A 13,576-nucleotide genomic window follows, 5' to 3' on the forward strand; every position below is an offset into this window, starting at 1 on the left:
AACACTTTTTGAATCAAGGAGCATTTATGGATAATAAACACAACTTTATTACTCTAATACATCATTTCGTCTTTTCTCCTAAGAACTTTCTCTTAATCAAATACTCTAGTGAAAAAAATTATCGTCATTCTTGGTTTGTTTTCCTGGCTGTGTTAAGTCTGTTTTTAGGGTTTTATTTAGCTATTTTCCCCACAATCTCTACATTAATTAATCATTCTTTTAAAACAAATGGGATTGATTATACTGCTGATATGAGCATACTCATTATGATGATTACACTAGCACTAGGGATTGTTCAATTTACAGCAATGGTTCTTGTAAGCTTCTTTATAATACATATCATTGGGATATTATTTGGTGGTGTTGCTACTGCTAAAGAGTTTTTCCCAAGTTTTATTTATTCTATCATACCGGTTGCTATCAAATTTATAATTCTCATTATCTTTTCTTTCTTTTTAGGTAGTGATTTTGCATTTTCAGTTATTTATCCAAATTCTCAAAAGCCAATTGATATTATATTGAATATTATCATCGACCCCTTTTTTTGGTGGTCTACCATTCTAGGGTGTATTGCAATTAAAGAAATACACAAAATTTCCTATATAAAAACTGTCATAATCGTTTGTATAACAATGTCTTTAGGTATTATTTCTCTTTTTTCAACTAGCTTATTTTTGTAAACTGAAAGGAGGTGAATTCAAATATGAAAAATAGCAATCTTTTTAAAATTGCGAGTGTTACAAGTATAGTTTCTCTTTTTGCCATCGCTACTTTCCTTATGGGTTCTTCAGAAGGTATTGCAAGTTTAGCTTCTATTGATTTCAATTCAGGTAATCAATTTGCATTAGACCTTGCAACAAACTTAGGAATTAGTCGCAAGACCGCTTATGCTGCTATAGGTGTTATCATGACTACTGGCGATGTCCTAACAATACTTAGTCTATTAGCTGTTGTTTTGGGTGGAACTGGCCTTGTCACTGCTGCTATGGTAGCTACTGCGAAAAAATTGGCTACAAAACACGGCAAAAAATACGCTGCAGAATGGTAAAATCCAAAGTGAAGAAATTGAGGAGTATAATTATACTCCTCCTTCTTTTCGTCTAGGAGGAATATAATGCTCAACAAAAAAGTTTTTATGGCAAACTTTAAACTTACATATAGACGTACTTTAAACCGTTTGATTTACTTTTTCCCATCAAGCGAAAATTTACTAAAATCAAATAGACTTATTTTTGTTTTTACACCCTTTTTTTTAGTCTACCTTTTTATTCTATATAAGGCTTCAACTACTCTTTTGCCTAATGTACCAGTCCATATCTTATCATTAGGTACAAATTTTATTATTCTTTTTTTTGTTTTGAATATTTTAAAATCATCAACTGATATTTTACATCGATATGTATACCCTGAAGATTTCCTTCTTTTACATACTTTAAAGACAGATCCCAAAAAAGTTCTATTATCGAGATTTTTCACAACAATTTTTCTAAATGTTTTATTCAAATTAACAATAATAGTATTCCCTATACTTTTTTTCATAAATTTTTATACAAGTAATAAATTATACCTTTTTTTATCATTTGTACCACTATTTATATTTATCTTTGGCCTTACATGCATTTACTCATTACTCACATATATCACTTATTCTAATTTTTTATACAAAATCTTGAATTCTAGGTTAATTAGTCTGTTATCTTTTATAGGAATTGCACTCTTATCTGCTCTTTCAACTACTTTTTTTGGTTGGATCGGACTTAACTACTTTTATGAAAAAGATCTTCTTGAAGCTATTGAAAATTTCATATCTGTATTTAGATTAGAGACGATATTAACAAACACATGGCTTCCTACTAACTGGTACCTACTTTCAACAAAAAGTGATATCTATTTATTTATCATATATTCTTTAGGTTTAATTGCACTAGGATTTCTTTTACTCTCTATTTCCTATCTAATAGTTTTGAAAGTGTTGCTTATAAAGGAAGCAACACCTAATAATCTTTTGCCGAGAATAAAACCAATCAAATTACCTTTTTTAAATTATTTAATAAATTTCTTTCCCCGGCAAAATATCGCAATTTTAAAAAAGGATCTTACTGCTCTATTAAGAGCTAATTTTACTATCAAGAGACGCTTAGTGCTATCTGTAAATATGATTGCAATAGAATTAGGTGTATTGGTAGGAATTAGTTTAAATCAAAAGTGGTTTGACTTCTCGGAACTTTTTGTTATTTATCCAATTTTATTTGCCGTAACTTACAACACTTCTTTATTAGGAGAAGGCTTGCTTGGGATAACTTCAGCAGATGCAGAGCGCGAAAATCTATATATTTATAAGAATTCAGGCGCTTCTATCTTCAAGTTGATTGCAGGAAAATCAATACTGCATTTATCTATAATTCTTATTATAATGAATTCATTATTTTTAGTTATATTATTATTATTCAACTTAGATACTATGACTCAAATTATTTTGTATATCATGATTAATTCAATTAGTCTTATTATAGGTTCTGGCCAAGTGATAGGTACTTTCCTCTATCCTCGTTTAGACTGGGAAAATTTAGAGGATATTGGTTCGTCTGTTAAAGCCTCATTTTTTGAACATACTATTCTTGGGGTACTACTAGCATTTTACCTTCAATTGTATGGGGTCTCAGGTGCTCTCGTTACTTTTGAAATTATTGATAGGAGTATATTCTTTTTACTTATTGTGACTGGAACATGTCTATTTTTCATTGGAATTTCTCTATTTTATTATTTTTGGATTAAAAGAATAGGAACGAAACATTGGGAGATGAAAACATGAAAATTGAGAATCTATCTTTCAAATATAAAGATAAACAAATTTTAAAATCTATAAATTTAAAAATAGAGCAAGGTAAGGTATATGGATTACTAGGACCGAATGGTGCTGGAAAATCAACACTTTTAAAATGTATTCTCGGGATTATGAAACCATACGAAGGTAATATTACTATCAAGGAGAAAACTATATATTCTGAGAGATCTTCCTATCTTAAGTATATAGGTTATGTTCCTGATTCTCCTTTTATCTATCATTATTTAACCCCTAGAGAGTACCTGGAATTTATTGCCGACTTACAAGACGTACCCTCTGAAATGAAGGATAATAGAATTGAAGTTTTGTTAGATCAATTTAACTTAAAACAAAATGAGAATGATATGATTTCTACATTTTCATTTGGTATGAAACATAAATTATCTGTTGCTGGAGCCATAATTCATGAACCTGAAGTTTTAATATTAGACGAACCATTAGGTGCGTTCGATCCTCCCACTACAAAGATGATGAAAAACTTTCTTAAACGTTATGCTGAACAAGGTAATACTGTGATCATGTCTACACACCTTGTTAATATCGCTCAACAACTATGTGATAGAGTTGGTATTTTAATTAACGGTGCTCTTGTTAAAGAATATGATCACCTTACAAACATTCAGCACTTTGAAGATTTAATTATAAAAGATATGGATACTTTACTAAAATGACAGGAATAATAATCAGAAATAAACGTATACTTTATATAGCAAGTATTTTATACATAGCAGGTATAGTTCTTGGGGTTATTTTTAACAATATTCTACCTAGTCTTAGTCCAGAAACTGTTGATGAAGTTACAGTTCTGGGATATTTCAAACATAACTTTGCTGCAAATTTATTTCTCATTTTCTCAATGTTTACATTTGGTATTTTGACATCTATCTTATTATTATTAAATGGATTTTTAGTAGGCTTATCCTCTTTACAAAGTATTACCGATCATGGTAACAATTTGTTATATATATTAACTGCTTTAATTCCTCATGGTATCTTTGAAATTCCTGCCATGATATTATCAGGTTCACTTGGTTTCAAATTGTTAGACTTTGTCTACTTAAAAATAAGAGGGCTACATTCCCCCAAGAAACATTTCTTTTCGGATATTTTATTTTTTACTATGGTGATATGTCTGTTGACATTACTTGCTGCTTTAACAGAAGCATTATTAACGCCCTTTTTACTAAAAAAAATTCAATAGGAGGTCCTTATGTTTATTAATAAAAAAAAGATAGATAAATTACTAGATGATCATTTAGAGGAAAACAAGGGAGATTCTAAAAACACAATTAATAGTTCTTTTATAATTGTATTTTATTTTTCAATACTCTTATCAATCTGTACTTTCTTTTTTGATTATAGATTTTTTTTAATCACTTTGTTTGGTCCAACCATTTTAGTGACTTTTATATCTCCTCCCCTACAATTTAATAAAGGAATTTATAGAGGTTGCTCTGCATTATATTTATTACTATTAATTATAGTGACATTTTTCTGGATCAAGTAAATTATCAACTGTTAATAAAAAACGTCCGAAACAGACGTTTTTTATTTTACCATTTTAAGTGGATTTTTTTCTAAATTTTTTGACATGTTGAACACCGCGCCACGATTGGATTCACCATCCTTTTTTACTATTGTATAGGTATGAAAGCGGTTGCCTAATACTCATATTTTTGATACTCTTTTTTTCAATGCAAATATGGGATTGCATTGGTAAAAAACAAACAAATGTAAACGGTTTATTGTAGGGGGAGGGGCTTATGTTAACGTTTGTTGGATTGTTGATTATTTTAACGATTGTTGTTTTGCTGATTTGGGGGAAAGCAAGTCCAATTGTCGCCATGGTCATGGTGCCTTTAATAGGGGCGCTCATCGCAGGATTTGGTATCAATGACATTCAAACTTTCTTTGAACAAGGGATTATCAAAGTTTTGCCAGTGGCGACCATGTTTATCTTCGCCATTTTATTTTTTGGCATTTTACAAGATACAGGGTTCTTTGAACCTGTAATTAAAGCGTTAATCAAGCTGACAAAAGGGAATGTTGTCACAGTTGCGATGGGAACTGCCTTGATTGGAGTCATCGCACACTTAGACGGAGCAGGCGCTACAACCTTTTTATTAACTGTACCTGCACTGCTTCCGCTTTATAAAAAATTACATATGAGTCCTTATTTATTGCTATTGTTAATCGGGACGAGTGCTGGATTAACCAATATGATTCCATGGGCTGGCCCCACAGGACGGGCAGCTAGTGTCCTAAATATGGACCCATCTGAACTGTGGGTACCGCTTATTCCCATTCAGCTGATCGGGGTCGTGCTCGTATTAGGAATGGCATTCATTTTAGGAAAAAGAGAAGAAAAACGAATTCGGGTGAAAATCGCGGCAAATGAAATAGCTGCTGTCCAATTAGAAGGCGCCGATTGGGATCGTGCTATTCAATCGATCAGCGAAACAGGCGATGCGTCTTTAAAGCGTTATCACTTAATGTGGGTCAATCTCATTCTATTTTTAGCTGTTGTTGTCCTTCTCGTGCTGAACGTGATTCCTGCTAGTTATATGTTTATGATTGGTCTTTCACTAGCACTTCTGATTAACTTTCCAAATGTGAATGTACAAATGGAGCGAATTAAGGCGCATGCCCCAAGTGCACTAATGATGGCAGCTGTAATTTTCTCCGCAGGTTCTCTTTTAGGAATTCTTGAAGGAACGGGCATGCTGAAGGCGATTGCAGTGGACAGTATTCACATTTTGCCAGCTTTCTTACTGCCATTTTTACATATCATTGTGGGGATATTTGGGGTTCCGCTTGATATGCTGACAAGTACGGATGCCTATTATTACGCACTCTTGCCGATTGTCGAATCGATTACATCAGAGGTTGGTGTGTCAGGGACATCTGCGGCATACGCCATGATGATTGGAAATATCATCGGCACCTTTGTCAGCCCTCTTGCACCTGCTGTATGGCTCGCCATCGGTCTTGCAGGGGTCGATATGGGGAAACATATCCGCTACTCCTTCTTTTGGATGTGGGGGTTCAGTATCGTTTTACTCATCATCGCCAAACTGATTGGCATCATATAAAAAGAAAGACATGCGCAAACCAGCGCATGTCTTTTTCTTTGAATTATGAAGGATACTCACTCGTGTGAATGTCTGTTTTCGGTTTTCTAATGAGTGACATCAATCCAACGATTAGCAACAAGATCATCGGAACGAAAGCAAGACCAACAGTTCCAATTAAAAGAGTCACAGCCGAAACCAAGAAAAGAATACCAGAAAGCACGGCACGGCGGTCTGTTTTCAAAACAATCACACCAACAAGGGCTAAGACAGCCGCAATTGCGGAAACAACCATAAACTGAACGCCAAAGGCATGAACCGATGCCTCAAGTGTTTCAACTGGCAAGGCGCTGCCTTCCTCTTTTAACACTTCATTCAATTCTTCATAAACTGCTGGGTCCACAGAAAGCATCAATGCCCCAAAACCAACACCAATTACGTTGAGGACAATACTGATTATCCCCATAATTTTTTCACCTTTACGCTTAATCATTGATAGAAACCTCCTAAAAAGTTAAATTAACCTGTTTTTACTTCTCTCTTTTGGAAGACGATTAAAGCAACCGCCAAGAAGATGGCCCAGTAAATGACTAGGACCGTTAGTGAGAATCCTAGGGACATGCCTTCGATATAAGTAGGTGTTTCTGCGAAATACTGTACAGGATCGTTGGCAAACAATAAGTATTTCGCCCAATCAAAGAAGAACATCAAAATGCTTGTGATGGATGCTCCGACAACATAGGCTAATACACTAATCGCTATGGAAATGGCCTCACTTCTAAACACCGTTGAGATGGCAAAAGAAAGTGTCCCTAATACAACAAACATAGCACAATGCGCCAAATAATAAGAGACCATATTTGCAAACTGAGACCGTTCAATGACTTCACCATTTTGATAAGCCAAATACACATAATCATGGTTTAGTCCAAAGAATATCGCACCTAAGATAAAGGATAAGATAAATAGGACAGCGATCAGGAAAAGTGAATATAGTTGAACGGTAAAGTATTTAGACAAAAGAACCTTCAACCTGGATGGCGGACGAATCAGTAATAATTTAATTGTACCATGCTTATATTCAGCCGAGACAATTGTGGCTGCAATAATAATCACAAATACACCGACCAGCTGAAGCAAATTAGCATTTGTTTTCACATAAGTCCATGCATTTTTACCGAATTGATCGGCTGGAGGTAAATCATGTTTGATTCGATACTCATTGATCGCTATATCGGTTTCAAGGGATCTCTTATAAAATCCTATATTATCCTCTTTCAATTCTTGCTTATTTGCTTTATTGATTTCTTGCAACTCAGTTTTCCAATCACCGGATGCTTGATCTCCGTCATTTGTTTTAAGTGCAAAAATCAACGTCGCAATCATACCTAAAACAAGAAGCCCAACCATAATCCAAGTACCCACACGATAACTGATTTTCATCCACTCGTTTTGAATGAGGCGAATCATACGTCTGCCTCCTTTTTACCTGTTAAGCTTAAGAACTTATCTTCTAAGGTTTGTTTTTCTATTTTGATTTCGTACAAATGAATAGAAGCTTCACTCAAATGACGAATCAATTGTGGCATTTTCTCTTCTAGGATGGAGAAGAATAAGTACTGCTCCTCTTCTCTAACTGTGATGCCTTCCTCAAATGCTTCAATGAGCTTTTGAGCTTCTTCAAGCTCACTTGATGCTACTTTCATTCGATAATTGACCAAATCATCCTGCTTCGTCTCTGCACGCTGATCCTCAATCGCAATCAGCTTTCCTTTTTGGATAATAGCAAAACGATCACACATCAATTCCATTTCTGACATGAGGTGACTTGAAACAATGACAGCAAGTCCTTCTTCCTTTGCCAGCCTTCTCAAGTAATCTCGTATCATACGAATTCCCTCTGGATCTAGTCCATTGGTCGGCTCATCTAAGATTAGCAGTTTCGGTTTATGTATCAATGCCTGAGCAATCCCCAAACGCTGCTTCATTCCTAATGAAAACGTACGGACACGCTTATGTTTCACATGCTGCAAACTAACTAGTTCTAGCAGTTCATCAATTCGACCTTCATCCACTTTTCCATTCATTCTGGCAAAATGAACAAGGTTTTGTCTTGCCGTTAAATGATTATACATTTCTGGATTTTCAATAATTGCACCGACATCTTGGATAGCATGCTGATATGAGGTTTGAATACTATGACCATTAATCAGAATGTCACCGGATGTAATGGGAGAAAGACCGACCATCATGCGAATGGTTGTCGTTTTCCCTGCGCCATTCGGCCCTAAGAAGCCAAAGACTTCGCCCGCTTGGACAGAGAAACTCAAGTCTTGAACAATCTTTTTCCCGCGAATATGCCTAGATACATTTTGCAGTTCTAAAACGTTCGTCACGTTACCTCTCCTTCTTTGTCTAAGTATCATCTATCATCTATTTCCTGATAAACACCATGATCCGTCAAAAATAGAAGAACACTTCCATATGGTACAGCAATGCCCAAAAGTTGTGAAGGGGATTAGGCAAAATTTAGAGAATCATCTGCCTTTTTTAAGGTAGAGTTAAGAAAAGCGTGAATTTTTATAAGAAAAGAGGCTTGATTTTTTTAAAAAAGAATGATTTTCAATAGGTACATATGTATGAAATGATGTTTAAGATTATACCTTTCACCTATAAATATCGAAATAAAAAAGAGGCTGATGATCGACAGCCTCTTTTCATATATTATACTTTCTTCACAAACTCCGATTTTAACTTCATCGCGCCAAAGCTAGGAATTTTACAATCAATGTTATGATCGCCTTCGACTAAACGAATCCCTTTGACCTTCGTTCCTATTTTTAAAACCGAAGAAGAACCTTTGACTTTTAAATCTTTAATCACAGTGACCGTGTCACCATCACTTAATAGATTTCCATTCGCATCTTTGACAATAAGCTGCTCCTCTGCCACTTGTTCTTGTTCTAGCGACCACTCATGCGCACATTCAGGACAAATAAGCATGCTGCCATCCTCGTATGTATAGGTTGAACTGCACGATGGACAATTCGGTAGATTAGACATTTGTGTTTCCTCCAACTTTCTTTTTCATTTAGAACCATTTTACCACATTTCTATAGAGAGGAATGTGATAGAAAAGGAAACATTTTTCATCATTTACTTATCTCTTCCAAATGTCATGACAGCCGCAATATTCCTTGCTGTTCTCTCTACATGCACACTAGCATCATGCATGGCTTCAGCCAGAGTCGTGACGCCAGGGACAATACTAAAAAGTGCATCAATGCCATGATCATGTACGACTGCACTGTCTTTTGAGAGGGACCCAGCGATACCAATCACAGGGAGTCCATATTGTTTCGCAGCTTTAGCTACACCGATTGGCGTTTTGCCGTAAATGGTCTGCTGATCAATCCGCCCTTCCCCTGTAATGACTAGGTCAGCGTCCTTGAGTACGTCAGCAAAATGTACGGCTTTCAGTACAATATCAATTCCCTTTTGCAGATCAGCCTGTAAAAAGCCTAATAAACTCGCACCAAGTCCTCCTGCCGCTCCTGCACCTGCCGCATCACCAAAGGAGACATGAAGATGCTGCTTAGCCACTTGTGCTAAATGAGATAAATTCTTGTCCAACAGTTGAACCATTTCTGTATCTGCCCCCTTTTGAGGACCGAACACAGCAGACGCTCCTCTTTCACCCGTTAAAGGATTATCCACATCACACGCCACTTCCAGACGGATTGATCGCAATCTTGGATCCAGTCGAGATAGATCAATAGAAGCTAATTGATTCAGTGATCCACCGCCCGGCGTGAGGTCTTGGCCTGCTTTATCGAGAAAAGAAGCACCTAAACCTTGCATCATGCCAACGCCACCATCATTTGTTGCGCTTCCGCCAAGCCCAATGATTAAATGCTTCGCTCCTTTATCCAGCGCTGCAAGCATTAATTCTCCTGTCCCTCTAGACGTTGTGAATAAAGGGTTCCGTTTTTCTGGCGGGACAAGATGTAATCCTGATGCTGCTGCCATCTCTATGACAGCTGTCTGACCATCTCCCAACATACCAAAAAAGGCATCCACAGGTTTGCCAAGCGGGCCTGTGACCACTTGCTTGACAATGGTTCCGCCTGTCGCATCCACTAACGATTGAACTGTGCCTTCTCCTCCATCTGCCATTGGGATTTTCATATATTCTGCATCTGGCAAAATAGAGCGAAATCCTCGTTCAATGGCACATGCTGTCTCATAAGCAGATAAACTTTCTTTAAATGAATCTGGTGCGATCACAATTTTCATCCAAAAACCCCTCGTTTCTCATTAAGTCCTCAGCCAAACAGCTGGAAAATACCAAAGATAATGGTCGATACAACGGTTAATGTCAAACCAATTAACGATTCAAAGGGCATTAATTTCAACCGTTCTTTTATATCCATTTGAACACTTCCTGCCGTTGCATGGAAAAAGCTTCCGTGCGGCATATGGTCGAGAACAGTTGCGCCAGCGTGAATCATAGCTGCGCCTGAAAGGGCAGATACACCAAGACCAATAAGAGTTCCGCTAAATACACCACTTGCAACTGCCGTCCCTGCAGTTGTCGAAGCTGTGGCTGCCGACATAAAAATTCCAGACGTTGGTGCAAGCAAGTAAGGAGGTAATCCCGAAGCGTCAAGCGCCTGAATAAATACCTCTTTCATGGAAGAATTCGATACAATTCCAGCTAATGTACCTGTCCCTAGTAACATGATCGCTACACCTGACATTTTATGCAGCCCTGACATCGCATAATCATTGAGAAACTTCCCTTTTTTCATGAAAAGAGCGCCAATAATTCCTCCTATTGGTAAGGCAATCATTGGATCAATATTTATTTGAAACAACGGCCTCAAGGCTAACAAGAGAATGGTCACAAGCGGGCCTACAAGCGCTTGTAGAAAACCAGGTACTTGAACCTCGCCTTGGTCAGCTCCCTCTTCCAAAACAGGTGTCCCTTTATTCGCAAGCTTTTTGGCTAAAACATACGTGACGGCTATCCCGAAAATAGCCGGTATGACACCTGCCGCCATCAGGGAAGTAAGCGGGACACCAAAAGCATCAGAGGCTGCAATGGCATTCGGATTCGGTGACATGATATTCCCCGCCTTCCCTCCTCCAATCATCGCAAGTAAAATACCCGTTTTAGAAAGTTTTGCACGCTTGGCAATGGCAAGTGCGATTGGTGCTACTGTAATGACTGCTACATCTACAAAAACACCCACCGTTGTTAAAATCATTGTTGCAAGTGCGAGTGCTAAAAGTGCCCTTGCCTCTCCAAGCTTTTTCACGATGGCCTCCGCAATAGATAACGCAGCACCCGACTCAATTAAAACACCTGCCAGTACACCTGCCGCCATGATTCGGAGAACAGCCGGAATCATGTCCTTTGCGCCTTCCATCATGACGTTCACGGTCTGCACAACATCTACACCGCCAACCAAACCGCCAATAAATGCGCCTGCCAGCATGCCATAAGCAGGTGATACTTTTCTTAAAATAAGAACAATAGCGATCACAAGCGCAGTCAATGCGCCCAATGTACTTACTGTCACATCTCCACCCATACTCCATCCCTCCTGATTGTCTTTTCTTAATTGTAAGCGTTTACCCATTGGGATCGAGTTGTGAATCCAGATGAACTTCTTTTATTTATTTCTTCATCCAGTTGTGCAAATGCACAATTAAGACAGTTGATTGTCCAATTGTGCTATGTACAGCTCCATCAACTGTTTCACATGACGAGGATCTTTTCCGGTCAATGCCTGGATTTTATCTAAACGATATCGCAGTGTATTACGGTGAATAAATAGACGATCAACGATTCTTTGTAAATCCCCGCCCTCTTCAATGTAAACCTTTAACGTTTGAACGAGTTCCGTTTCTTGTATCAGCGGATGATAAAAATCACTCCACCGTTTGCCCTCTTTGGCGGCTCTCGCTTTTATAAACAAGCTTTCAAGCTGATAAGATTCAAAAACATATATGCTTTCCTCTGGATGGAGCACCTTTCCTAACCGCAGGGCTTCTCTCGCATGCTGAAAGGACAACGGTAATTGACTCATGTCCTCAGCGACAGTTCCTACACCCACTAGCACTTGTCCATCAACTGCACCTGCCATTGTTTGTTGCAGCTGTTCGATCACATGCTTGAGTTGATGGTCACATATCGGCTGTCTTAACAGGATCAATTCATGACGGAAGGTCATGCCTAGTAAATCATCCGCATTCTTATCGTATTGAATGGCATGCATCATTTTGTGTACAGTGTCCTCAGACGATGGAATCGGCTGAAAAACAATAGCCATTCGCCGCTTGTCTAAATCCATTCCAAGCCAGTCAGCACGGTGCTTCAGCTGATGATCACCCATGTCAGACTCGGAGATGAGCTGATTCACAATTTCACTCTCTATTCGCTGCCGCCACTGGAAGCGTTCAAGTAGAAAAGACTGCTCTAATACGAGCTCAGCTGCCATTTTCACCAGCTCGGCATGATGACGAATGCCCTCTGGTTCACCCGTAATCCCAATGACACCAACAACTTGTTCCCGAAAGCAAATAGGCAGATTGATTCCAGGTCTCACGCCTTTTAAGCGGCGGGATGTCTCCTGATCAATCTCCACACTATCTCCGCTTGACAGCACTAGACGTGCTCCATCATGTTTTTGTCCAATCCTTTTTCGTTCACCAGACCCAATAATGACACCATCTGCATTCATGACATTGATGTTTTGATGTAAAATATGCATCGTACGTTCAACCATCTCTTGCGCCAATTCACTGGTTAAAAATTGCATTCAGCATCTCTCCTGAAGGGGTTTTCATTCAATGTATCATAGTGTCATTGCACAATAAATGCAAAGCTTCAAAAAACAGCCGTTGACAAAGATACGCCAAAAAGTGTTTAATCAAATCAAGGGACCGACCGACAGTCTAGTCAAAAGAAAGGATGGCTTTATGAGAACCGTTAAACATCCTGAGGAACGCAAAAATGACATCTTAAATGCAGCAGAAAAGCTTTTTTCAACCAAAGGCTATCAGCAAACCACGATTATTGACATCCTCAAAGCCGTTGGCATTGCAAAAGGCACATTCTATTATTACTTTACTTCCAAAGAAGAAGTGATGGATGCAATCATTGACCGGATCATAAAAGCAGATATCATCGAGGCAAAGCGTATTGCCGCTGATCCAGATATCTCAGTGGTTGATAAATTATTTCGCATCATCATGGCACAATCTCCTAAACAGGGCAGCCATAAAGAAGGCATGATCGAACAATTTCATCAGCCTGCTAATGCAGAGATGCATCAAAAAAGCTTGATCAAAGCCATTACAGAGCTATCACCCGTTTTAGCAGAAGTCATTCAGCAAGGGGTAGAAGAAGGGATATTTCAAACGGATTACCCACAAGAAACTGTCGAATTTCTCCTCGCTTCTGCACAGGTTATCTTTGATGAAGGACTTTTCCAATGGACCACAGCGGAAAGCATACAACGGGCTCTAGCATTTATCGCAATCCTTGAAGCCTCATTACATGCAGAAAAGGGAAGTTTCTCCTTCCTTCTCCAACGTTTAACTGGAGAACCGGAAGACAATAATCAGTGATTGGTCACTTCAATACCAATCC

General features: G+C 38.1%; 15 protein-coding genes. 8 read left to right on the forward strand and 7 right to left on the reverse strand.

The features are described from left to right. Nucleotides 1-26 precede the first annotated feature (26 nt). The 7 genes from MHI58_RS19110 to MHI58_RS19140 all read left to right on the forward strand — a co-directional run bounded on the left by MHI58_RS19110 (nucleotide 27) and on the right by MHI58_RS19140 (nucleotide 5,937). Entirely contained in the window at nucleotides 27-680 is a 654-nt protein-coding gene (locus MHI58_RS19110; RefSeq protein WP_025208265.1) for a YIP1 family protein, read from the forward strand. Between the two features lie 23 nt (nucleotides 681-703). Next, nucleotides 704-1,048 carry an uberolysin/carnocyclin family circular bacteriocin gene (locus MHI58_RS19115; protein WP_025208266.1) on the forward strand — a complete coding sequence of 115 codons (345 nt, stop codon included), beginning with the start codon at nucleotides 704-706 and terminating at the stop codon, nucleotides 1,046-1,048. 66 nt (nucleotides 1,049-1,114) lie between these two features. Beyond that, complete coding sequence (locus MHI58_RS19120) at nucleotides 1,115-2,812, forward strand: hypothetical protein (RefSeq protein WP_045033655.1); 1,698 nt, start codon at nucleotides 1,115-1,117, stop codon at nucleotides 2,810-2,812. Then, nucleotides 2,809-3,516: an ABC transporter ATP-binding protein gene (locus MHI58_RS19125; RefSeq protein ID WP_041508029.1), complete on the forward strand. Its 708-nt coding sequence runs from the start codon at nucleotides 2,809-2,811 to the stop codon at nucleotides 3,514-3,516. Before MHI58_RS19120 ends, MHI58_RS19125 begins: the two co-directional genes overlap by 4 nt. Beyond that, on the forward strand, nucleotides 3,513-4,046 hold the full coding sequence (locus tag MHI58_RS19130) for a stage II sporulation protein M (RefSeq protein ID WP_025208269.1): 534 nt from the start codon (nucleotides 3,513-3,515) through the stop codon (nucleotides 4,044-4,046). Before MHI58_RS19125 ends, MHI58_RS19130 begins: the two co-directional genes overlap by 4 nt. A 9-nt stretch (nucleotides 4,047-4,055) precedes the next feature. Next, nucleotides 4,056-4,352, forward strand: coding sequence for a hypothetical protein (locus MHI58_RS19135; protein ID WP_041508030.1), 297 nt, complete (start codon nucleotides 4,056-4,058; stop codon nucleotides 4,350-4,352). A gap of 256 nt (nucleotides 4,353-4,608) precedes the next feature. Beyond that, complete coding sequence (locus MHI58_RS19140; RefSeq protein ID WP_041508031.1) at nucleotides 4,609-5,937, forward strand: CitMHS family transporter; 1,329 nt, start codon at nucleotides 4,609-4,611, stop codon at nucleotides 5,935-5,937. A 43-nt stretch (nucleotides 5,938-5,980) separates the two neighbouring features. Here MHI58_RS19140 and MHI58_RS19145 read toward each other — a convergent pair whose 3' ends face one another. From MHI58_RS19145 to MHI58_RS19175, 7 genes are all read right to left on the reverse strand, one after another. Beyond that, complete coding sequence (locus MHI58_RS19145) at nucleotides 5,981-6,409, reverse strand: DUF4064 domain-containing protein (protein ID WP_024720447.1); 429 nt, start codon at nucleotides 6,407-6,409, stop codon at nucleotides 5,981-5,983. A gap of 26 nt (nucleotides 6,410-6,435) precedes the next feature. Continuing rightward, entirely contained in the window at nucleotides 6,436-7,386 is a 951-nt protein-coding gene (locus MHI58_RS19150) for an ABC transporter permease subunit (protein WP_041508032.1), read from the reverse strand. Beyond that, nucleotides 7,383-8,312: an ABC transporter ATP-binding protein gene (locus MHI58_RS19155; protein WP_008347360.1), complete on the reverse strand. Its 930-nt coding sequence runs from the start codon at nucleotides 8,310-8,312 to the stop codon at nucleotides 7,383-7,385. The genes MHI58_RS19150 and MHI58_RS19155 overlap by 4 nt, the downstream gene beginning before the upstream one ends. Before the next feature lie 328 nt (nucleotides 8,313-8,640). After that, the gene (locus tag MHI58_RS19160; RefSeq protein ID WP_041508033.1) at nucleotides 8,641-8,979 is read right to left on the reverse strand and encodes a zinc ribbon domain-containing protein YjdM; all 339 of its coding nucleotides are present in this window, start codon (nucleotides 8,977-8,979) and stop codon (nucleotides 8,641-8,643) included. A gap of 93 nt (nucleotides 8,980-9,072) precedes the next feature. Next, nucleotides 9,073-10,212 carry a glycerate kinase gene (locus MHI58_RS19165; protein WP_041508034.1) on the reverse strand — a complete coding sequence of 380 codons (1,140 nt, stop codon included), beginning with the start codon at nucleotides 10,210-10,212 and terminating at the stop codon, nucleotides 9,073-9,075. A gap of 29 nt (nucleotides 10,213-10,241) precedes the next feature. Beyond that, on the reverse strand, nucleotides 10,242-11,513 hold the full coding sequence (locus MHI58_RS19170) for a GntP family permease (protein WP_041508035.1): 1,272 nt from the start codon (nucleotides 11,511-11,513) through the stop codon (nucleotides 10,242-10,244). Nucleotides 11,514-11,630: 117 nt separating this feature from the next. Then, complete coding sequence (locus MHI58_RS19175; RefSeq protein WP_041508036.1) at nucleotides 11,631-12,743, reverse strand: sugar diacid recognition domain-containing protein; 1,113 nt, start codon at nucleotides 12,741-12,743, stop codon at nucleotides 11,631-11,633. Nucleotides 12,744-12,903: 160 nt separating this feature from the next. Between MHI58_RS19175 and MHI58_RS19180 the strand changes: the two genes are divergently transcribed. Beyond that, the gene (locus MHI58_RS19180) at nucleotides 12,904-13,554 is read left to right on the forward strand and encodes a TetR/AcrR family transcriptional regulator (RefSeq protein WP_008347371.1); all 651 of its coding nucleotides are present in this window, start codon (nucleotides 12,904-12,906) and stop codon (nucleotides 13,552-13,554) included. The last annotated feature ends 22 nt before the right edge of the window (nucleotides 13,555-13,576 follow it).

This window comes from Bacillus sp. FSL K6-2869 (genome assembly GCF_040869405.1).
Classification (GTDB): Bacteria; Bacillota; Bacilli; order Bacillales; family Bacillaceae; genus Bacillus; species Bacillus altitudinis.

Coding starts and splice junctions, on each gene's coding strand:
- MHI58_RS19165 (WP_041508034.1), bottom strand. CDS start 10,212: ATGAAAATTGTGATCGCACCAGATTCATTTAAAGAAAGTTTATCTGCT.
- MHI58_RS19135 (WP_041508030.1), top strand. CDS start 4,056: ATGTTTATTAATAAAAAAAAGATAGATAAATTACTAGATGATCATTTA.
- MHI58_RS19125 (WP_041508029.1), top strand. CDS start 2,809: ATGAAAATTGAGAATCTATCTTTCAAATATAAAGATAAACAAATTTTA.
- MHI58_RS19160 (WP_041508033.1), bottom strand. CDS start 8,979: ATGTCTAATCTACCGAATTGTCCATCGTGCAGTTCAACCTATACATAC.
- MHI58_RS19145 (WP_024720447.1), bottom strand. CDS start 6,409: ATGATTAAGCGTAAAGGTGAAAAAATTATGGGGATAATCAGTATTGTC.
- MHI58_RS19120 (WP_045033655.1), top strand. CDS start 1,115: ATGCTCAACAAAAAAGTTTTTATGGCAAACTTTAAACTTACATATAGA.
- MHI58_RS19110 (WP_025208265.1), top strand. CDS start 27: ATGGATAATAAACACAACTTTATTACTCTAATACATCATTTCGTCTTT.
- MHI58_RS19115 (WP_025208266.1), top strand. CDS start 704: ATGAAAAATAGCAATCTTTTTAAAATTGCGAGTGTTACAAGTATAGTT.
- MHI58_RS19180 (WP_008347371.1), top strand. CDS start 12,904: ATGAGAACCGTTAAACATCCTGAGGAACGCAAAAATGACATCTTAAAT.
- MHI58_RS19140 (WP_041508031.1), top strand. CDS start 4,609: ATGTTAACGTTTGTTGGATTGTTGATTATTTTAACGATTGTTGTTTTG.
- MHI58_RS19175 (WP_041508036.1), bottom strand. CDS start 12,743: ATGCAATTTTTAACCAGTGAATTGGCGCAAGAGATGGTTGAACGTACG.
- MHI58_RS19150 (WP_041508032.1), bottom strand. CDS start 7,386: ATGATTCGCCTCATTCAAAACGAGTGGATGAAAATCAGTTATCGTGTG.
- MHI58_RS19130 (WP_025208269.1), top strand. CDS start 3,513: ATGACAGGAATAATAATCAGAAATAAACGTATACTTTATATAGCAAGT.
- MHI58_RS19170 (WP_041508035.1), bottom strand. CDS start 11,513: ATGGGTGGAGATGTGACAGTAAGTACATTGGGCGCATTGACTGCGCTT.